Source organism: Nocardia sp. Tas62D01 (assembly GCF_055232035.1).
Genome location: NZ_JBUYUZ010000001.1, coordinates 3,756,165 through 3,775,199, shown reverse-complemented (window position 1 = coordinate 3,775,199; position 19,035 = coordinate 3,756,165). Strand labels below are relative to the sequence as shown.

Sequence of the window (19,035 nt, the reverse complement as noted above, 5' to 3'; positions counted from 1 at the left end):
GTCGTAAAAAGATCGGACTGAGGCTACGGCATCTTCGAGCCGCCTGGCGCCCGATCGATCGGGCGCCAGGGAGTGCTCAAGACTTCTTCGCGGCGATCTTTTTCGCGGCCGTTTTCTTCGCCGCGGTCTTGGTCGCCGTCGCCGTGGCCGTGGCCTTCTTCGCCGCCGTCTTCTTGGCGGGCGTCTTCTTGGCCGCGGCCTTCTTCTTCACCGGTCCGCGCGCACGCCGATCGGCGAGCAGCTCGGAGGCCCGCTCGTCGGTGATCGACTCGACCTCGTCGCCCTTGCGCAAGCTGGCATTGGTTTCGCCGTCGGTGACGTACGGCCCGAAACGCCCGTCCTTGATCACCATCGGCTTGCCGGTGGCCGCGTCATTACCGAGCTCTCGCAGCGACGCCGTGCTGGCGGCCTGCCTGCCGCGCCGCTTGGGCTCGGCGTAGATCTTCAACGCCTCCTCCAACGACACGATGAAGAGCTGATCCTCATCCGCCAGCGAACGAGAGTCGGTGCCCTTCTTCAGATATGGACCGTAGCGCCCGTTCTGCGCGGTGATTTCCTCGCCATTGGCCGGGTCGACGCCGACCACGCGCGGCAGCGACAACAGCTTCAGCGCATCGTCGAGGGTGATCGTCGCGAGATCCATTGACTTGAACAATGATCCGGTCCGCGGCTTCGGCGCAGCAGCCTTTTTCGCCGTCTTCTTAGCGGGCGCCGGTGCCTCCTCGGCGGGCGGCTCGGGCAGCACCTCGGTGACGTACGGACCGAAACGCCCTTCCTTGGCGACGATTTCATACCCGCTCACCGGATCGGCGCCCAGCGATCGCCCCTCCTGCGGGGTGGAGAACAGCTTCTCGGCAACCTCGGGGGTCAGCTCGTCCGGCGGCAGATCGTCTGGCAGATTGGCCCGCTGCGAGATCGAATTGCCTTCGGGGTCATCGGGATTGGTGACCGTTCGCTCCAGGTACGGCCCGAAGCGGCCGACCCGAACGACGACATCGCGGCCGTCCTCGTCGGCAAAGAGCTTGATCGAGTTGATCTCGCGGGCGTCGATGTCATCGAGCCGTTCGCCGACCATCTTCTTCAGTCCGCCCGACCGCGCGACCGAACCCTCGGCGCCGTGATCGCCGCCGAAATAGAAGCTGGACAACCAGTTTCCGCGCTGCTCGCGCCCACCGGCGATGGCGTCGAGGTCGTCTTCCATCGCGGCGGTGAAGTCGAAGTCGACCAGTCTGCCGAAATACGCCTCCAACAAACCGACCACCGCGAACGCCACCCACGATGGCACCAGCGCGCTGCCGCGCTTGTACACATAGCCGCGGTCCAGAATCGTCTTGATGATCGACGAGTAGGTAGACGGGCGTCCGATGCCGAGCTCTTCGAGCGTCTTGATCAGCGATGCTTCGGTGTATCGGGCGGGCGGATTGGTGCTGTGCCCATCGGGATTCAGCTCCACCGCGGTGACGGCCTGGCCCTCGTCGAGGGCGGGCAACCGGGATTCGGCGTCGTCGGACTGGCCGCCCGCCTCCTCGTCCACGCTCTCGACGTAGGCCTTGAGGAAGCCGGGGAAGGTGATCGTGCGACCCGAGGCCGAGAACACGCACTCCTCGCCGGTGGCCGCGACGCCGGTGATCCGCAAGGTCAGCGTGGTGCCCCTGGCATCGGCCATCTGCGAGGCGACGGTGCGCTGCCAGATCAGCTCGTAGAGGCGGAACTCGTCGTTGTCCAGACGCGAGTGCAGCTGACCCGGCGTCGCGAAGGTATCGCCGGACGGGCGGATCGCCTCGTGGGCCTCCTGCGCGTTCTTCACCTTGCGGGTGTACTGACGCGGCGTGGGATGGACGTATTCGGCGCCATACAGCTGGGTCGCCTGTGACCTGGCCGCGGCGATCGCCGACTCCGACAGCGTGGTCGAGTCGGTGCGCATGTAGGTGATGTAACCGTTTTCGTACAACCGCTGCGCGACCCGCATGGTCCGCTCGGAGGTGAACCGCAGCTTGCGGCCCGCCTCCTGTTGCAGCGTCGAGGTCATGAACGGCGGATACGGCTTACGAGTGTACGGCTTGGCCTCGGCGGAGGAAACCACCAGGTCGGCGCCGTCGAGCGCGGTGGCGAGCCGACGGGCGTACGCCTCGTCCAGCACTACGACCCCGGTGCTCTTCAGCCGGCCGTCCGGACCGAAATCCCGACCGGTGGCCACTCTCGCGCCCGCGACGTTCACCAGTCGCGCGCCGAATGTCCGTGGATTGGTGGCGTCGCCGTTTTCCCCGCCGGCGTCGAGCTTCGCCGCGATATCCCAGTACTCGGCAGAGCGGAATGCCATCCGCTCGCGTTCGCGCTGCACGATCACCCGGGTGGCGACCGACTGCACACGGCCCGCCGACAACCGCGGCATGACCTTCTTCCACAACACCGGGCTGACCTCGTAGCCGTACAGCCGGTCGAGAATGCGCCGGGTCTCCTGCGCGTCGACAAGATCGCTGTCGAGTTCCCTGGTGTCGGCCGCGGCGGCAAGAATGGCGGGCTCGGTGATCTCGTGGAACACCATTCGCCGCACCGGAACCTTCGGCTTCAGCGTCTCCAGCAGGTGCCAGGCGATGGCCTCGCCCTCACGGTCGGGGTCGGTGGCGAGGTAGAGCTCGTCAGCGTCCTGCAACAGACTCTTGAGCTCGGAAACCTTGGCCTTCTTGTCCGGGCTCACCACATAGATCGGTTCGAAGTCGTTGTCGACATCGACACCGAGGCGCGCCCAGGACTGCCCCTTGTATTTGGCCGGGACGTCCGCAGCACCGCGCGGCAGGTCCCGGATATGACCGACCGAGGCCTCGACCGTGTAGTTGCGACCCAGATAGGGCGCGATTTTACGGGCCTTGGTCGGGGACTCGACGATCACGAGACGACGCAGGGGACGGCCCTGGTCGGCTGCACCGCGGTCTCGTGTTGCCACCGGCGAATACACCTTTCCTGTCGACCCGCGCGACGCTGTTCATGCACTGCGCGGCTGGGGCAAGCGTCGGCGACGGCCTTCTAGCGCCACCAGACACGTTTATACCTTGACGCTGTGTGTGGTCGAGTGGTTGCGACCCGAACCACAGAGCGTACGCGCGTCATTGCCGATCAGTATGCCCTGTTCAATTGCCGCGCCCGCGGCACGGCGTGCTCGCGACCCGACCCTCCGGTGGTCGCGGATGCGGCGCCGGCGGGGACCAATAACGGAGGCATACTGAATGACGTTGGCGTGCTTGGGTTTGTCTGTGCCCTACCCCAGATATAGCTCGTCCCCCACCTCCGTTACCGGCGGTGAGGGACGAGCGGTGGATCGTTCGCGCGCTCAGCTGACCGCGCGAACTCCGGTGGCCTGCGGGCCCTTTGTGCCCTGGCCAACCTCGAACTCGACCTTCTGGTTCTCCTCGAGGGTACGGAAGCCGGACCCCTGGATCTCGGAGTAGTGGACGAAGACGTCAGCGGAGCCGTCCTCGGGCGCGATGAAGCCGAACCCCTTCTCCGCGTTGAACCACTTCACAGTTCCCTGTGCCATTCTGTTCCTTCTCTTTCTTACCGGAACGGCGGACAAGTAGGTTCGCCCACCGGGTCCGTTCCGACCGTTGTACTGTTGGTTCCCCCTGCAGGAAAGCACCAAGCACACCGTTCGCAACATCGATCCTGCTGACGGTTTGGACTTTAGATCCGTCCCTCGAACACAGAAGCTTGCGACCAGGAACTAGTGAACCATGTCTTCGAGCAATTCAACAGTCGAGTTACCGACAATTTGCAAAAAAGTTGATCTTGCGAATGCGCAGGTGAGGGACACAATGCCGGAATCTAGACTTGAGGTTCGTTTGCCTTCAGATAACCGAGCGAGTGTCTGGCAAACCGCCTGTGACCCAGATCGCTATTTGGTATCGAAATGGCAGGTAGCGCTTCCCAAGCGCACACGTTTCACACTTTCTGCGTGTGTCGGGACGCACGAGTCATGAATCCGACCGAACCGGCGACCCGGCCGCGCGCCAGCAACCTCCAAAGTTATGGGGGATCGTTGCTGAATCGTGTCCTAACCGGAGTTCCCGACGATGATCCGCGGCTGACCCATGTCGTCGAGCTGCCTGCCCGGGTGGCGGCCACCACTACCTGGCCCGATTGGGCGGCATCGGACGTTGTCGAGGCGTTGCGAGCCACCGGCGTCACCGCTCCGTGGATCCATCAGACCAGGACCGCCGACCTCGCGGCGGGCGGCAGACACGTCGTCGTCAGCACCGGCACAGCATCCGGTAAGTCGCTGGGATATCAACTACCGGTACTGACCGCGCTGCGCGAGGACCCACGCGCTACCGCCCTTTATCTAGCGCCGACCAAGGCATTAGGCGCCGATCAGTTGCGTGCGGTGAGCGAACTGACCCATGAAGGAGCGCTCCGGGATATTCATCCGGCCACCTATGACGGCGACACCCCGGCCGAAATCCGGCAATGGGTGCGGGCGAACGGCCGATGGATCTTCACCAATCCCGACATGCTGCACCTGGGCATCCTGCGCTCCCACCAGCGCTGGGCCAGGGTGCTGCGCAGGCTGCGCTACGTGGTGGTGGACGAATGCCACGCCTATCGCGGCGTTTTCGGCTCCCACGTCGCGTTGGTCCTGCGCAGGCTGCAGCGGATCGCCGCGCACTACGGCGCCGCCCCTACATTCGTGCTGTGCTCGGCGACCACGGCCGAACCCGCGGCCGCGGCATCCCGGCTGATCGGCGCACCCTGTGTCGCGGTCACCGAGGACGGATCACCGCAGGGGCCGCGTACCGTCGCGCTGTGGGAGCCACCCCTTTTGACCGCCGTGACCGGCGAAAACGGTGCGCCGGTGCGGCGTTCGGCCACCGCCGAGGCGGCCAGGATCATGGCGGACCTGGTGGTCGAGGGAGCGCGGACGCTGACCTTCGTCCGGTCTCGCCGGGCCGCCGAGCTGACCGCGATGGAGACCCGCAGGCTGCTCAACGAGACCGATCCGGCGCTCGGTGAGCGGGTTGCCGCATACCGGGCCGGGTATCTAGCCGAGGACCGGCGTGACCTGGAAGCGGCGCTTTCGACGGGGTCGCTGCTCGGTGCGGCGACCACCAATGCACTCGAGCTGGGCGTCGATATCGCGGGTCTCGATGCCGTGGTGATCTCCGGATTCCCCGGCACAGTCGCATCGTTCTGGCAGCAGGCCGGGCGCGCTGGGCGGCGAACCCAGGGATCACTGGTACTGCTGGTGGCCAGGGACGATCCGCTGGACACCTTCCTTGTCCATCATCCGGAGGCGCTGCTGGACAAGCCGGTCGAAGCCACCATCACCGATCCGCACAACCCTTATGTACTCGGTCCCCAACTGCTGTGCGCGGCATTGGAGTTGCCGCTCACCGATGCCGAGGTCGATACGTTCGGGGCACGTGAGATGCTCACCGATCTCGCAGGCCAGGGGCTGATTCGGCGCCGGGTCGTCGGCGCCGCGAACGGCGGGGCACGCTGGTATGTCACCGCGGAAACGCAGCCGCACGACGCCGTCGACGTGCGCGGCGGCATCGGGACGCCGGTGGCGATCGTCGATGGGGAAACCGGCAGACTGCTGGGCACGGCCGACGCCGGGCGCGCCCCGGCCACGCTGCATCAGGGCGCGGTTCACCTGCATCAAGGCGAGACCTACATGGTCGACGAACTGGATCTCGACGAAGGTGTTGCCTTCGTGCACGGGGCCGATCCCGGCTGGACCACCAGCGCCCGCCAGGTCACCTCCATCGCCGTTGACGCGGTGACCGAACAACGCCGTCACGGCCGGGTGACCACCGCATTGGCGCAGGTTCGGGTGACCAGCCAGGTCATCGGTTATCTGCGCACCCTGCTCACCGGCGAGGTGCTCGACCTGGTCGAGCTGGACCTGCCCGCGCAGACTCTGCCGACCCGCGCGGTGCTGTACACCGTGACGCCCGAGCTACTTGCCTCGGTGGGCATCGATCCGGAACATACGCCCGGCGCGCTGCATGCCGCCGAGCATGCGGCTATCGGCCTATTGCCGCTGGTAGCGACCTGTGATCGCTGGGATATCGGAGGCGTCTCCACCGCGGAGCATCCGGACACCGGCCTGCCGACGGTGTTCGTCTACGACGGGCAACCCGGCGGCGCGGGCTTCGCCGAGCGCGGTTTCACGCAACTGCGGCGCTGGTTGTCGGCGACGCTCGCGGTCATCGAATCCTGTGCCTGTGCGGCAGGCTGCCCGTCCTGCGTGCAATCGCCGAAGTGCGGCAACGGCAACCATCCGCTGGACAAGGCGGGCGCGGGGCGTCTGCTTGCCGCCCTACTGGCAGAGCTGAACGCACAGCCGTGACTATTCGCCCAGGTGAAGCTGCCGATCTCGATCCGTGACGACGCCGACCCCCGAGTGTGACCGGTCATCGACCTGGCCGGGTGGTCACCAGGACATACCGACCGGCCCGGCCGGTCCAACCCAGGCGTGTCGGGCGTCCGAATAAAGAGGAATAGATTCATGTTAACTGAAGTATTGCCGCAGCCTTTACCCTGCCACATGCGCATTCATTCATTGTGTTGTCCGGTTACTCGAGGGGAATCAGTTTGATACCCATATTTATTCGGTCATTGGAATTTCCGAATTACACTGCGTTGGGCTACCACTGACCAGTGTGTGTACGCACAGATCACACTCCATCTTCGACAGGACCGGCGCGAGCGACAGCTCGAACCGTCCGGTTACCGAACAGACCTATTGGTACATTCCCTTCGACAGTGACGGTCGCATCCCACTGCGCTACTTCACACTCGCGAATCCGCACTCGCATACGTCGCGCAAGCTCAATCGCCTGCGCGCAACCGGCCTCCGCTCCTTGTTCGAGTGCACCCGCCGCAGCCAATGCTCCTAAATCCGCCGCGGCCTGCACCCGATGCCGAGCCACAACAACCACGCCGACCTGAGAAACCAGCAACGTCGCCCCGATCAGCCCCGCCAATGCGAGGCAGGCGAGCACCGTCGCTCCCCCATCGTCTGCGCGGCCCCTATTCACGACTTCACCTCGCCAACGGTCGCCCTCGCGCACCACCGGTCCAGCATCGACGTGCCGCACGCCGCCCCTTGACGGCGAGACCGTGCCCGAGCGCCGAATGCCACCTCGACTCCAACCACCCCGCGCTATCGCCCGTCCGCACATGCTGCTCAAACCGTGTGTCTCCGGCTCCCGAACCTCGCCGCTCGAGATCGCGCGACACCGAGGTGCGGCCCGACGGTGCTCGCAGTCGGCTCGGTCTAGGACTTGCCCTGCGCCGCCGCTCACTGAGCTACTCCTGGCTCTCGCACGGCGACGGCATCGGCACGCAGGACCAGCAGGGGCAGCAACGCCGAGCGGGCGGAAACTACAGCGACCACGTGATCGCCCTCCGCACGCACCGTGATGTCGGCGGCGGACGGCGCTACCCGCCTGGCCGCCGCCACCGCATTCGATTGGTCACCGCGTGCGGCGAGCCTGGCCGCCTCGCGGGCGGCGTCGACACAGCGCACCTGTGTCGACGCCGCGAGCAGAGCACCGAGGCACAGGACCACACCGAGCACAATGGCAGCGAGGGCGATCGCCGCCTCTACCGTCACCGAACCCCGCTCACTACCGAGACCTGTTGCACCACAATCGTTTACCCCACGGAGATCCCTACCTAAACGGTGGTGTTGAGCGCCCGATCGATGATCTTGGTCAAGGCGTTCACGATGCTGTCGCCGGTCACCACCCCGTAGAGCACGGCCCCGAACGCGGCCGCGGCGATCGTGCCGATCGCATATTCCGCTGTGCTCATGCCCTCGTCGCCGACTGCCGCGTGCAACAGCCGCGATCGCAGCTCCATATAGATGCCGTCCAAACGGTGCAGCGCCCAATCCGCCGCCTTCTCGATTCGCACCGGTTTCCCCTTTCTCTCCAGCCCGCGCGGACGGTCCACGCAGGCAAGTTCTCCCCAACCGGGCAACGCACTCATCCACGGCCTCGCCGCGCCGGTGTCCGGTTTCGTCAGGCTCAGGGGACGCGGTAGCCGCGGCTCGCGCACTGCACCGCCTCACAGCAGCCCACTACCCAGCACCCGTCCCGCAAGACCGATCACAACGGGCACGATGCCGAGACAGATGAATGCGGGCAGGAAACACAGTCCCAGCGGACCGCTGATCAGGACACCGGCCCGCTCGGCACGTGCAGCGGCCGCATCCTCCACGGCACCGCGGTGCTGTTCGGCCAATTCACCGATGGCCGCCGCCAACGAGGCGCCCGAACGTGCCGAGCGCCGCGCCATCCGCGCCAACGACTCGACCTCCTTCGCACCCGCCTTGCCCACCGCGTCCTGTGCCGCCCGCTCCCACGCCGTCGCCGCATCCGCCCCCAGCGCAAGCAAGTCGGCGGCCCTGCGCAGGGCATCGCCGAGCACCACCGGCGCCCCCGCCGCCACCGCCCGCGCCGCACCGGCCATCGGTAGCCCCGCGCGCAGACAAGCCGCGAGCAGATCGAACACCGACGCAACAGCCAACGGATCACCACCTCCACCCCGCCCGACCTCCCCCACCAACGGCTCCGAACCAACCCCACGCAACATCAGCAGCCGCCGACTCACCGCCACCCGCCCAGGCAGCACGACAAGCGCCCCCGCCAACAGCAAAACCGCTCCACCAGTTATCCCCACCATCCCTACCCCCTTTCATACGACCGCTTCCCGCCAGCGATCACGTCGGTCGGTCCCAGACCCGATATAGGCCAAACCGTTTTCGTACGAACCCCTTTCGTATGATCACATCAATCCTGCAGCGAGCCCGCGCCTGCCGGCATCAGTCGAGTACCAGCCACCCGACGGCACCAGCCCGCGCACGGCAACCCGTCGCAGACGAAGGCATCCGTCTGATCGCGGCAGCCCACGACAGACCGGCGCATGCCAAGCCCGCACACACCAATCCGCTTCGTACAAAAGCGCTCCACCCGACCGCATCCATCCACAGCAGATCCGCGCACGCCGCCACGGTTCGTGCGATGACCGTCGCATGTGCGCATCGGCCCACAGAACGCCTGCATACGCCAATCCAGTTCATATGAGGACCTTTCGTGTGATCGCATCCGTCCACAGCAAGCCTGCGCAGGCCAGGCCAGCGCCTATGGGTAGTAAGACTGAGCCTGTGGAGGAGTCGAACAGCACGGTTAGTGGTGCGGCGCCCATTAGTTGGCCTAGGGCTATGCCGAGGAGAGGGAGGGCTGCCAGTACTGCGGCGGTGGCGCGGGCGCCGGCCAAGGCGGCGGCGGTGCGGCCGCGAAAGCGGATGCGACCCACCAGATCTGTGCGGGCGGCTGACAGCAGTTCGGCGAGGGCGAGGCCGTGGTGCTCGGCGACGCGCCAGGCGTCGGCGATTCCGGTCAGTTCGACGGCGATGACGGAATCCGGGTGCTGTAAACCGTCGGCGCCGGAGCCGCCGAGTCTGCTGCGGGCGGCGCTCACCGCGAACGCCAGTGCCGCCTCGCCTTGGGTCTCTCGCGCCGCAACGGCCGCGGCGGCACTCGGATGCGCACCCACCCGCAGTTCACCGATGACCGCCTCGACCGCGTCCAGCAGGTAAGCGCACTCGGCGCTGCGCCGACGGTCGCGTCCCGCACGACGAACCCGGATGCCGACAGTCCCCGCCACCAGGATCGCGGCAACGAGCGGACCGATTCCGACGATTGCGGCTGCCGCGATAACGACGCCGATCGCGACCCGAAACAGCGTGCCACGCTGCGGCTTCCGAGCCTCGACCGACGCCATGAACAGTCCGGTGAAACGGCGACGGGTTACCGGCGCCGGTGCGCTCAGTAGCGCGAGCGCCAGGCAGATCATCGCCGCGATCATCGGTCGAGCCGTTCGTTCAGCAGGCGGGTCAGCGCGGCAGCGGCGGCTGTCGGGCCGTGATCGGCGCGCCAGGCCGCCACGATGTGCACACGGGCGTTCTCATCACGTTGCACGAGGCCGATTTCGCGCAACCCACGCGAACCATCGGCCCGTCGATGCACATGCAAGACCACCTGCACGGCGGCGGCGAGCTGACTGTGCAACGCGGCCCGATCCATGCCCCCAAGTGCCGCAAGGGCCTCCAGTCGTGCAGGCACCTCTTGCGGCGAATTCGCGTGCACCGTCCCCGCGCCGCCATCGTGCCCGGTATTCAGCGCGGTGAGCAGATCGACCACCTCCGCGCCACGCACCTCGCCGATGACGATCCGATCCGGTCGCATCCGTAGTGCCTGGCGCACCAGGTCACGCACTGTCACCTCGCCGACGCCCTCGACATTCGCCGTACGCGCAACCAGCCGTACGACATGGGGATGCGGCGGTGCGAGCTCCGCCGCATCCTCGACACAGACGATCCGCTCCTCCGAACAGACCTTCGCGAGCAATCCGGACAGCAGCGTGGTCTTGCCCGCGCCGGTGCCGCCCACCACCAAGAAGGCCAGCCTGGCCCGAATGATCCGCTCCAGCAGCAGTTTCGCGTCGGCAGGCACCGAACCGGCGGCGGCCAGCGCGTCCAAACCCTGGGTGGCTGGACGCAGCACACGCAGCGACACACAGGTGCCCCCGTGCGCCACGGGCGCAAGTACCGCATGCAGTCGGACCCCGACGGAATCCCCCAGCGCCCCTTCCCTTCCGGACAACCTCCCGTCTACCCATGGCTGCGCATCATCGAGCCGCCGCCCCGCCGAAAGCGCCAGCCGCTGCGCGAGCCTGCGCACCGCTGCCTCATCCGGAAAGACCACCGACGTCTTCTGCAGCCCATGACCCCGATCGATCCACACCGCGTTCGGCCCGGTCACCAATACATCGGCGACCTGTGGATCCTGCAGCAGTGGCTCCAACACCCCGGCACCTGTCATCTCCGTCTGCAACAACCGCAGTGCCCGCAGCAAGTCGGTATCACCGAGCACTCCGCCTGCCTCGGCCCGAATAGCCGCGGCCACCTGCGCAGGATCCGGATCACCCGACCCACCCGCCAGCCGCTCCCGCACCCGATCGAGCAGTTCGGACGTCACCAACGCGCTCATCGCACCTGCCTCATCAGCGCGCCCGATACAGCAAGCACGCCATCGGCGGGGACCTGGTCGAGCGGTTTGGACGCCACTGTGGCAATACCCGCCGACCATGCACCACCTGCAGCACGGCATCGGTCGCGTCGCCGGCCCGCCTCGACAAGTCCGATCTCACAAACACCGCGCCGGCGCCGATCCGGATCGACCCAGCAGTTCCACGCCACCGCGGTATCCATCGCCGCCGCTGCCTGATCGGCACGCACCACATCGGTCACATCGCGGATCCACTCCGGTGACTCAGATCTCACCAACACGCCGCACCGCCCCTGCCTCGTCGACACGTCCGGGATGTGACGCATCGCGTCGGCCGCGTTCTGGGCTGACCGAGCAGTTCGACACCGTCGCGATATCCATCGCCACTCCGGCCCGACCAGCACGTATGGCAGCCGCCACAGCGCGAATCCGTTCCCGCAGTGCGGATCTCACCAACCCTCATCGCGGCCCCCGTCCAGACGGCGCACTGAGCACGGCGAGTACCGCGTCGGCCGCATCGCGCAGGGGGCCTCGGCGGCGGACGGTGAGGCCGCCGCGTTCGAGTCGGGCGGCTAGACCGGTCTGTGCCCGAACAGAGGCGAGCAGTGGGAGATCGAGGACCTCCGCGACTTCAGTGCCGCGGAGTCCGCCTGGCGCTGGTCCGCGTACTACCAAGCCCTGGTTGGGGTTTCGCTGCCCGATGTAGGCGGCAACGGATTCGGCCGCGGCCACCGCACGCAGCCGGGCCGGCACAACCAACACCACGAGGTCGGCCGAGTCGAGCATCTGGTCGGCATGTGGACCTCGTTCGCCGGATACGTCGCACACCACCAAATCACCTGCGGCACGACCTGCTTCGACGACGGCACGCACCGCGGCGGAACCGATCGCGCTCGGCAAGCGCCCGGCACCACCGCGTCCGCACGACAGCACGGCCAACCCGGGAGCGGCCGCCGGTAGTGCGCTGTGCAGCGCGGCCGCCGACACCCGGCCGTCCTCGATCACCAGATCCGGCCAGCGCAGTCCGGCCGTGGTTTCGATACCGAGCAGCATGTCGAGGCCTCCGCCGAGCGGTGCGCCATCGACGAGCACGGTGTCACGGCGAAACCGTTCGGCGGCCGATCGCAGTGCGGTCGCCGCGGCCAATGTCGAGGCGCCCGCGCCGCCGCCCGCACCGGCGATCGCGACGACCGCGCCGTCGCCGACACGGTTTTCGCCGTGCTCAGCAAACTTCTCGATAAGCCCGACCGCGGCGCCGGGCAGCGCGATAACGCGCTCCGCCCCGACCGCCGCGGCAGCCTGCCAATCGATCAATCCGGGCTCGCCGTCGGTCACCAGAACGACGCCGACACGCCGCAGATATCCGGCCTCCGCGCACTCCCGAGCCGCCGCTGTTTCGAGAATCACCAGCGGCGCACCGGTCCAGGCGTGCCTGCCCACAGGCAGCTCACGCTCGTCGAGACCGCGTTCCGCCGCGGCCGCGACGCGTCGAACCTCGTCGCGCAGGCGGGTATCCCGGATGAGCACAAGTGCCGGTGGCGTCGTAATCGACGGTGCAGCTTCGAGATCCATGCAGGTCAGCGTGGTCGATGCCGAGACGAAGCAGAAGAGGCAATATGCCGAGTGTGGATAACCCCGGGGCTGTGGATAACTCCGGAGCGAAAGGAATCGAACCGTCCCCTAAATAGAGGACGGCCCCAGCCGGGGGGGGAGGAGGCTGGGGCCGTCGGGTTCAGCCCCGGGGGGTCGGGCTGAACGCGCCTGGACTATGTCCAGGTGACAGCAATACTACACCCAAGCCCCGGCCACAACGCAAGTCTGTCGCCGGAGAACTTTGTGGCTGTCACCGGCCCGCGTGTCCAGGGCAAACTCGCCGCGTCAACCCGACGCGCGGCCCATTGACCAGCATCATCGGCGCGTGCGGAGTCGACGCAGCGGACCGCCTATTCTGAACGGGTGACGGCCGAGAGCGACCAAACCGGGCTTCCGGATCAGCCAACCACCGGAGGCGGACGTGTCGCCGCCTTCTTCGATCTCGACAAGACGGTGATCGCGAAGTCGAGCACCTTCGTGTTCAGCAAGCCGTTCTATGCACAGGGCCTGTTGAACCGCCGCGCGGTATTGGAGAGCAGCTATGCCCACTTCCTGTTCCTGCTGTCGGGTGCCGACCACGATCAGATGGAACGGATGCGCGCCCACCTGACCGACATGTGCGCGGGCTGGGACGTCGAACAGGTAAAATCCATTGTGGCAGAGACACTGCACGAGCTGGTCGACCCGCTGATCTACGCCGAGGCCGCCGATCTCATCGCCGACCACAAGATCCGCGGCCACGACGTGGTGATTGTGTCTGCCTCGGGCGAAGAGATCGTCGGCCCGATCGCCGAGGTGATCGGCGCCTCGCATACGGCGGCGACCCGCATGGTCGTCGCGGACGGCAAATACACCGGCGAGGTCGAGTTCTACTGCTACGGCGAGGGCAAGGTGGCTGCGATCGAAAAGCTTGCCGCGACTGAGGGTTACGACCTCGCGCGGTGCTACGCATACTCCGATTCGGTAACCGACCTGCCGATGCTCGGCGCGGTCGGCCATCCGACGACGGTGAATCCCGATCGCAATCTGCGCAAGGAGGCCACCGCCAGGGGCTGGCCGATCTTGGCGTTCTCCAACCCGGTGTCGATGTGGGCGCGGTTCCAGACGCCCTCGTCGACCACCCTTGCCGCGACGGCGGTGGTCGGGTTGAGCGCGGTGGTGGCCGGCGCGCTGAGCTACCGGTTACTGCGTGGGCGCCGCTGAGGCTTGGTCCAGACAGGCCACGCGTACTGGCTGTTGGGGAGCCAGCGGGTTGCTTGCCGGAGCGTTTGCTGACATAACACGAAGGATGTCGCGACCAGGGATTTAACCACGAAACGCCGATGAACACGCCGAATATTGGATGTTTCCCAGCCCTTGATGTGAGGGCGGTCACAGTGTAGAAAGGTAATTACGGAAGGTCGGAAGGCCAAGGCGGAACCAGAAGAGAAGGTTCAGTCTCCCGTCTGCTCTTCCCAGCACGGACACCAGGTACCCACGCGGAGCGCGCCGCGACAAGGGCAGAAGCGTTGTGGGCCTGCGAAATACGGATTGCCGACGGCGAGCGCCTCGCACAGGTTGCGGGGATGAACCGGTGGAGTCTGCATTATCGCCGAGGCCGCAGAACACAACCCACCTAGCACGCTTGGTAACCGGGTGATCCGTGTTAGCGGGCGGTGAGGTCGTTCAGACGACAACGCCGCCCGCTTTGATGTGCGCAGGGCTTGTGCTGTGTACGGGCCTCGCCGCCGCCCGCCCTAACCCGACGCCGAATCGGCGATCGACGTGGCCTCCCTTGCGCCGTCCTCGAAAGCGCCGCAGCACAGGATCACCCAGCCGCCCACCGCATCCGGAGCACCCGAGCCGAACGCGGCGGCCGCATCCAGGTACGCCTGCCGTCGCCGCAGCCAGAACACCTCGGGCACGCCGAGACTGTGCGGGTCGAGTCCGCTGGACACCGCGACCAGCCGCGATGCCGCCCGCGCCACGATGCCGTCGGCAGTCCCGAATGGCTGCAACGCCAACAACTCTCCGTGCACGACGGCCGCGACAACCGGTGCGGGCGCGGTGGAGGCGAGCACGGTCTGTACCAGCATGTCCAGCCGCTCGGCGACACCGGCGTCACCGCGGGGTCGGCCGAGCAGCGCCTCGTCGGTCACGAGATCGGCCGCGGCCAGCAGGTGCAGCCGGGCCAGCGCCTGCAGCGGAGCCCGCTGCCAGGTGCCGACCAGGTTCCGCAGTGCGTCACCGTCCAAGGCCTGCCCCACCCGCAGCGACCCGGCCAGGATCGGATCGTCTACGCGCCCATCGGCGGGCACCTCGGTGGTTCCCCCGTCGATGGCGGCGGAGGATCGGGCCGCGCGCACCGCGGCCTCCGCGGCCGTGGTCGGCCATCCACGCCGGTTCGCCTGGTGCCGATGCACGTCGGCAAGCGCGTCGCGGACCCTGTCAGCGCTTTCGCGCACACCGGGCAGATCGACGAGAGGCTGTAGCGGATCGGTCACGGGATACGAGGCTAGTTCAGTCGACCGCTGCCGCCCGGGGCCGGGCAATGGTCTCCTCGATACCGGTCAGTGCCGTCACCTGCTCCGACGCTAAAAGGTCGGTGAAGTGGCGGCGGACCGTGATCGGCATGTCGCAGGACCCTCTTGGCCATCGGCGCCGCGCTCGGCTGGGCGGCTAGGTCCGAGCTGCCGGGGATCGGCGCGCTCATCGTCGCCGCCGATGCACTCTACGCGGCGGTGACAGCTCATCCCGCCAACAGGTCGCGCCCCGGAATTGCGTCCAGCAGGCGGCGGGTGTACTCCTCTCGGGGGTTGTCGAAGACTTCGTCGGTGGTCGCGGCCTCGACGACCTTGCCAGTCTGCATCACCAGGACGTCGTCGGCGATCTGACGGACGACGGCCAGGTCGTGGGTGATGAACAGGTAGGACAAACCCAGCTCGGCTTGTAGGTCGTTGAGCAGCTTCAGGATTTGGGCCTGCACCAGGACATCGAGCGCGGAGACCGCCTCATCGCAGACAACTACCTCCGGGGCGAGCGCCAGCGCACGGGCGACCGCGACGCGCTGGCGCTGGCCGCCGGACAGCTCGTTCGGGTAGCGCCGCATCACCGTTGCGGGCAGCGAAACCTTGTCCAACAGTTCGCGTACCGTCGCCTCACGTTCCTTGCTGGTGCCGATCCGGTGGGTGCGCAGCGGCTCCTCGATGGTGCGGTAGATCGAATACATCGGATCCAATGAGCCGTAGGGATCCTGGAAGATCGGCTGCACCCGGCGGCGGAACGCGAAGGCGCCCTTGCGATCCAGCTTGGCCACCTCCTTGCCGTCGAAGGTCACCGTTCCGGCCGTTGGTTCGAGCAGTCCCAGAACCATTTGTGCGACAGTGGATTTGCCCGACCCGGACTCGCCGACGATCGCGGTGGTGGTGCCGCGCTCGAGCCGGAACGACACATCGTCTACCGCGATGAAGTCCGTCGACTTCCACGGTGCATTGCCGCGAATCTTGAACGCCTTGGTCAGATTCTGCACGATCAGCACATCGTCGGAGACCACCACGAGCTCGGTGTCGGCCGCCGCGACCTCCTCGGCGACCTGCACGGCCTGTTTGCGGATCTCGATGCGCTCCCGCACCGACGACAGCCGCTGCGAGGCGAGCGATGGCGCCGAGTTCACCAGACGCTCGGTGTACAGATGCTGCGGTTCCCGCAGAATCTGCAGTGCCGGACCGGATTCCACCACTCGGCCGCGATACATCACCACCAGATGCTCCGCGCGTTCGGCGGCGAGGCCGAGGTCGTGGGTGATCAGCAGGACCGCGGTGCCGAGTTCGCTGGTGAGACCGTCGAGATGGTCGAGGATCTGGCGCTGCACGGTGACGTCCAGGGCCGAGGTCGGTTCGTCCGCGATCAGCAGTTTGGGACGGCAGGCCAGCCCGATCGCGATGAGCGCACGTTGGCGCATACCGCCGGAGAATTCGTGCGGATACTGGTTGACCCGACGTTCCGCGTCGGACATCCCCGCTTCCTCGAGCAGTTCGATCGCTCGCTGCTTGGCCGCCTTGCCCTTCGCGATTCCGTTCGCCTCCAACGTTTCCCTGATCTGGAACCCGATCTTCCACACCGGATTCAGATTCGACATCGGGTCCTGCGGTACGAGCCCTATGCCGCTGCCCCGGACCGCGACGACGTCGCGCTTCGACGCCTTCGCGAGGTCCTTGCCGTCGAACAGGATGGACCCGGAGGTGACCTGTCCTGTTCCGGGCAGCAGGTCGATGATCGCGTGCGCGGTCGTGGTTTTCCCGGATCCCGACTCGCCGACGATCGCGACTGTCTGGCCGGGATACACCGCCAGATTGACATCGCGGACGGCCGGAATCTTCTTGCCCTCGGAAGTGAAACAGACATTGAGATTCTGGATCTCGAGCAGTGGTTTGTCGGACATCGCCGCGGTCACCTCTTCCTGGCCTTCGGGTCGAGCGCGTCCCGCACCGCGTCGCCGAGCAGGATGAAGCTCAGCACGGTGAGCGCCAAAGCCGTTGCGGGATAGAACAGAATCGGCGACCCACCACGCAGCTCATGCTGGTTGGTGTTGATGTCGGAGCCCCAGGACACGATCGTGCGCGGCAGCCCGACACCGAGATACGACAGCGTCGCCTCGGTAACGATGAAGGCGCCGAGCCAGATCGTAGTGACCACGATCAGCGGACCGGCCGCATTCGGTAGCACATGGCGCAGCAGCGTCCTTATTCGTGAGACGCCCAATGCCTTTGCCGCCGTGACATATTCGCTGTTCTTCGCCTCGATCACGGCACTGCGCGCGATGCGGGCCGCCTGCGGCCAGGTGAACGCCGCCAGGATCAGGATGACGGTCCAGATCGTCCGCGAGTCGAGCAACTGCATGATCACGATCGCGGCCAGCATCAGCGGGATCGCGTAGAAGATCTCCGCCACGCGTGACACCACTGAATCGAGCAGCCCGCCGTAGAAGCCCGCGAGCGCCCCGAGCGTGCCACCGATCACCAGGAACAACGTCGTCGCGCCCAAACCCGCCTCCACGGAAGCCCGTGCGCCGTACACGGTTCGGGTGTAGACGTCGCAACCCTGTTTGTCGAAGCCGAACGGGTGACCGGGACTGCGCGGGTGCATGCTGAAATCGCCGTTGCAGTAGCGCGGATCCTGATCGGTGAACAGGCTGGGAAACAGCACGACGATGACGATGAACAGGATCAGCAACGCGGCGACGATGAAGATCGGGTTGCGCCGCAACTGCCGCCACGCGTCCTGCCAGATACTTGTCGGCGAGCCGGATTCGTCGACCTGATCGGTGGCGAGGACTTGCACCTCGTCGGCCGGTGCGACGAAGTGCTGCTGCCGTGGCGGGGTTTCGTTGTCGAGGTCAGGCATATCGGATCCTCGGGTCGAGCGCGGCGTAGAGCAGGTCGACGATCAGGTTCGAGATCAGGAAGACGACGATGAGCACCGTCACGAAGGAGACCACCGTCGGCGGCTCGCCGCGCGTAATCGCCTGGTAGAGCGTTCCACCGACGCCGGGGATGTTGAAGATGCCCTCGGTGACGACCGCGCCGCCGATCAGCGCACCGAGATCGGCGCCGAGGAAGGTGATGACCGGGATCATCGAGTTACGCAGAATGTGCACGGTGACCACCCGGGGCCTGCTCAGCCCCTTCGCGGTCGCGGTACGCACGTAGTCGGCAGACATGTTCTCGGCCACCGAGTTTCGGGTCAGCCGTAGCACGTAGGCGAACGACAGCGACCCGAGCACGAACGCGGGGACCAGCAGCTCGGTGAAACTCGCCTTGCCGGTGACGGTCACCGGCGCGATGCCCCATTTCACGCCGAGCAAGAACTGAGCGAGAAAGCCGATCACGAAGATCGGGACGGCGATGATGATCAGGCTGACCACCAGCAGCGTCGAGTCGAACAGTTTTCCCTTGCGCAGCCCCGCGATCAGGCCGAAGACGATGCCGAAGAATCCCTCGATGACCACCGCCATCAAGGCGAGCTTGATGGTGATCGGGAACGCCCTTGCGAGCTCGGCGCGCACCGGCCTGCCGGAGAAGGCGGTCCCGAAGTCAAGCGTGACGATGCCCTTCAGATACAGCAGGTACTGCATGAAGAACGGGCGGTCGAGGTGATAACGCGCGCGAAGTTGGGCTTCCACGGCAGGCGTCATCGGCTTGTCGCCGGCCAGCGCGTGGATCGGATCGCCCGGAACTAGGAAGACCAGCGCATAGATGAGCAACGTCGCCCCGAGGAATACGGGGATCATCTGGAGCAGACGCCGCAAGACATACCAGGCCATTTCATCTCCTGGGTCGGCGGCGGAGCCGTGCCGTCGAGGTTCGGCGGCACGGCACCACCAAGGCGG

General features: G+C 66.5%; 15 protein-coding genes. 2 read left to right on the top strand and 13 right to left on the bottom strand.

Features of this window, described 5'->3' with window-relative positions; translation table 11 throughout:
• Nucleotides 1-76: 76 nt before the first annotated feature.
• Nucleotides 77-2,890, bottom strand: coding sequence for a type I DNA topoisomerase (gene topA / locus ACV7NQ_RS18285; RefSeq protein WP_463365722.1), 2,814 nt, complete (start codon nucleotides 2,888-2,890; stop codon nucleotides 77-79).
• A gap of 438 nt (nucleotides 2,891-3,328) precedes the next feature.
• A complete protein-coding gene (locus tag ACV7NQ_RS18280) occupies nucleotides 3,329-3,535 on the bottom strand; it encodes a cold-shock protein (protein WP_463360783.1) in 207 nt (68 codons plus the stop codon).
• Nucleotides 3,536-3,970: 435 nt separating this feature from the next.
• Between ACV7NQ_RS18280 and ACV7NQ_RS18275 the strand changes: the two genes are divergently transcribed.
• Nucleotides 3,971-6,346 (top strand): DEAD/DEAH box helicase, encoded by a 2,376-nt coding sequence (locus tag ACV7NQ_RS18275; RefSeq protein ID WP_463360782.1) that lies wholly within the window; start codon nucleotides 3,971-3,973, stop codon nucleotides 6,344-6,346.
• Between the two features lie 328 nt (nucleotides 6,347-6,674).
• Here ACV7NQ_RS18275 and ACV7NQ_RS18270 read toward each other — a convergent pair whose 3' ends face one another.
• The 7 genes from ACV7NQ_RS18270 to ssd form a co-directional block, all read right to left on the bottom strand.
• Nucleotides 6,675-7,181, bottom strand: coding sequence for an Rv3654c family TadE-like protein (locus tag ACV7NQ_RS18270; RefSeq protein WP_463360781.1), 507 nt, complete (start codon nucleotides 7,179-7,181; stop codon nucleotides 6,675-6,677).
• Nucleotides 7,182-7,300: 119 nt separating this feature from the next.
• Nucleotides 7,301-7,615 (bottom strand): TadE family type IV pilus minor pilin, encoded by a 315-nt coding sequence (locus tag ACV7NQ_RS18265; protein WP_463360780.1) that lies wholly within the window; start codon nucleotides 7,613-7,615, stop codon nucleotides 7,301-7,303.
• A gap of 62 nt (nucleotides 7,616-7,677) precedes the next feature.
• A complete protein-coding gene (locus ACV7NQ_RS18260) occupies nucleotides 7,678-7,863 on the bottom strand; it encodes a DUF4244 domain-containing protein (RefSeq protein ID WP_463365721.1) in 186 nt (61 codons plus the stop codon).
• A gap of 207 nt (nucleotides 7,864-8,070) precedes the next feature.
• Nucleotides 8,071-8,688: a type II secretion system F family protein gene (locus ACV7NQ_RS18255; RefSeq protein WP_463360779.1), complete on the bottom strand. Its 618-nt coding sequence runs from the start codon at nucleotides 8,686-8,688 to the stop codon at nucleotides 8,071-8,073.
• 393 nt (nucleotides 8,689-9,081) lie between these two features.
• Nucleotides 9,082-9,873: a hypothetical protein gene (locus ACV7NQ_RS18250; RefSeq protein WP_463360778.1), complete on the bottom strand. Its 792-nt coding sequence runs from the start codon at nucleotides 9,871-9,873 to the stop codon at nucleotides 9,082-9,084.
• Nucleotides 9,870-11,057 carry a TadA family conjugal transfer-associated ATPase gene (locus tag ACV7NQ_RS18245; RefSeq protein WP_463360777.1) on the bottom strand — a complete coding sequence of 396 codons (1,188 nt, stop codon included), beginning with the start codon at nucleotides 11,055-11,057 and terminating at the stop codon, nucleotides 9,870-9,872. Before ACV7NQ_RS18245 ends, ACV7NQ_RS18250 begins: the two co-directional genes overlap by 4 nt.
• A gap of 477 nt (nucleotides 11,058-11,534) precedes the next feature.
• Nucleotides 11,535-12,647, bottom strand: coding sequence for a septum site-determining protein Ssd (gene ssd / locus ACV7NQ_RS18240; RefSeq protein WP_463360776.1), 1,113 nt, complete (start codon nucleotides 12,645-12,647; stop codon nucleotides 11,535-11,537).
• A 384-nt stretch (nucleotides 12,648-13,031) separates the two neighbouring features.
• On the opposite strand from ssd, the gene ACV7NQ_RS18235 reads away from it, so the two are divergent.
• On the top strand, nucleotides 13,032-13,871 hold the full coding sequence (locus ACV7NQ_RS18235; protein WP_463360775.1) for an HAD-IB family hydrolase: 840 nt from the start codon (nucleotides 13,032-13,034) through the stop codon (nucleotides 13,869-13,871).
• Between the two features lie 533 nt (nucleotides 13,872-14,404).
• Here the strand turns inward: ACV7NQ_RS18235 and ACV7NQ_RS18230 are convergent.
• The 4 genes from ACV7NQ_RS18230 to ACV7NQ_RS18215 all read right to left on the bottom strand — a co-directional run bounded on the left by ACV7NQ_RS18230 (nucleotide 14,405) and on the right by ACV7NQ_RS18215 (nucleotide 18,969).
• Nucleotides 14,405-15,151, bottom strand: a complete 747-nt coding sequence (locus ACV7NQ_RS18230; protein WP_463360774.1) for an oxidoreductase — start codon at nucleotides 15,149-15,151, stop codon at nucleotides 14,405-14,407.
• Between the two features lie 245 nt (nucleotides 15,152-15,396).
• Nucleotides 15,397-17,088, bottom strand: a complete 1,692-nt coding sequence (locus tag ACV7NQ_RS18225; protein WP_463360773.1) for a dipeptide ABC transporter ATP-binding protein — start codon at nucleotides 17,086-17,088, stop codon at nucleotides 15,397-15,399.
• Between the two features lie 8 nt (nucleotides 17,089-17,096).
• On the bottom strand, nucleotides 17,097-18,050 hold the full coding sequence (locus ACV7NQ_RS18220; protein ID WP_463360772.1) for an ABC transporter permease: 954 nt from the start codon (nucleotides 18,048-18,050) through the stop codon (nucleotides 17,097-17,099).
• The gene (locus ACV7NQ_RS18215) at nucleotides 18,043-18,969 is read right to left on the bottom strand and encodes an ABC transporter permease (RefSeq protein ID WP_463360771.1); all 927 of its coding nucleotides are present in this window, start codon (nucleotides 18,967-18,969) and stop codon (nucleotides 18,043-18,045) included. The genes ACV7NQ_RS18220 and ACV7NQ_RS18215 overlap by 8 nt, the downstream gene beginning before the upstream one ends.
• Nucleotides 18,970-19,035: the final 66 nt, after the last annotated feature.

What these genes read in the sequence shown, in the direction of transcription:
- ACV7NQ_RS18280 (WP_463360783.1), bottom strand. Translation starts at nt 3,535, where the DNA reads ATGGCACAGGGAACTGTGAAGTGGTTCAACGCGGAGAAGGGGTTCGGC.
- ACV7NQ_RS18275 (WP_463360782.1), top strand. Translation starts at nt 3,971, where the DNA reads ATGAATCCGACCGAACCGGCGACCCGGCCGCGCGCCAGCAACCTCCAA.
- ACV7NQ_RS18270 (WP_463360781.1), bottom strand. Translation starts at nt 7,181, where the DNA reads ATGTGCGGACGGGCGATAGCGCGGGGTGGTTGGAGTCGAGGTGGCATT.
- ACV7NQ_RS18260 (WP_463365721.1), bottom strand. Translation starts at nt 7,863, where the DNA reads ATGGAGCTGCGATCGCGGCTGTTGCACGCGGCAGTCGGCGACGAGGGC.
- ACV7NQ_RS18255 (WP_463360779.1), bottom strand. Translation starts at nt 8,688, where the DNA reads ATGGTGGGGATAACTGGTGGAGCGGTTTTGCTGTTGGCGGGGGCGCTT.
- ACV7NQ_RS18250 (WP_463360778.1), bottom strand. Translation starts at nt 9,873, where the DNA reads ATGATCGCGGCGATGATCTGCCTGGCGCTCGCGCTACTGAGCGCACCG.
- ACV7NQ_RS18245 (WP_463360777.1), bottom strand. Translation starts at nt 11,057, where the DNA reads ATGAGCGCGTTGGTGACGTCCGAACTGCTCGATCGGGTGCGGGAGCGG.
- ssd (WP_463360776.1), bottom strand. Translation starts at nt 12,647, where the DNA reads ATGGATCTCGAAGCTGCACCGTCGATTACGACGCCACCGGCACTTGTG.
- ACV7NQ_RS18225 (WP_463360773.1), bottom strand. Translation starts at nt 17,088, where the DNA reads ATGTCCGACAAACCACTGCTCGAGATCCAGAATCTCAATGTCTGTTTC.
- ACV7NQ_RS18220 (WP_463360772.1), bottom strand. Translation starts at nt 18,050, where the DNA reads ATGCCTGACCTCGACAACGAAACCCCGCCACGGCAGCAGCACTTCGTC.
- ACV7NQ_RS18215 (WP_463360771.1), bottom strand. Translation starts at nt 18,969, where the DNA reads ATGGCCTGGTATGTCTTGCGGCGTCTGCTCCAGATGATCCCCGTATTC.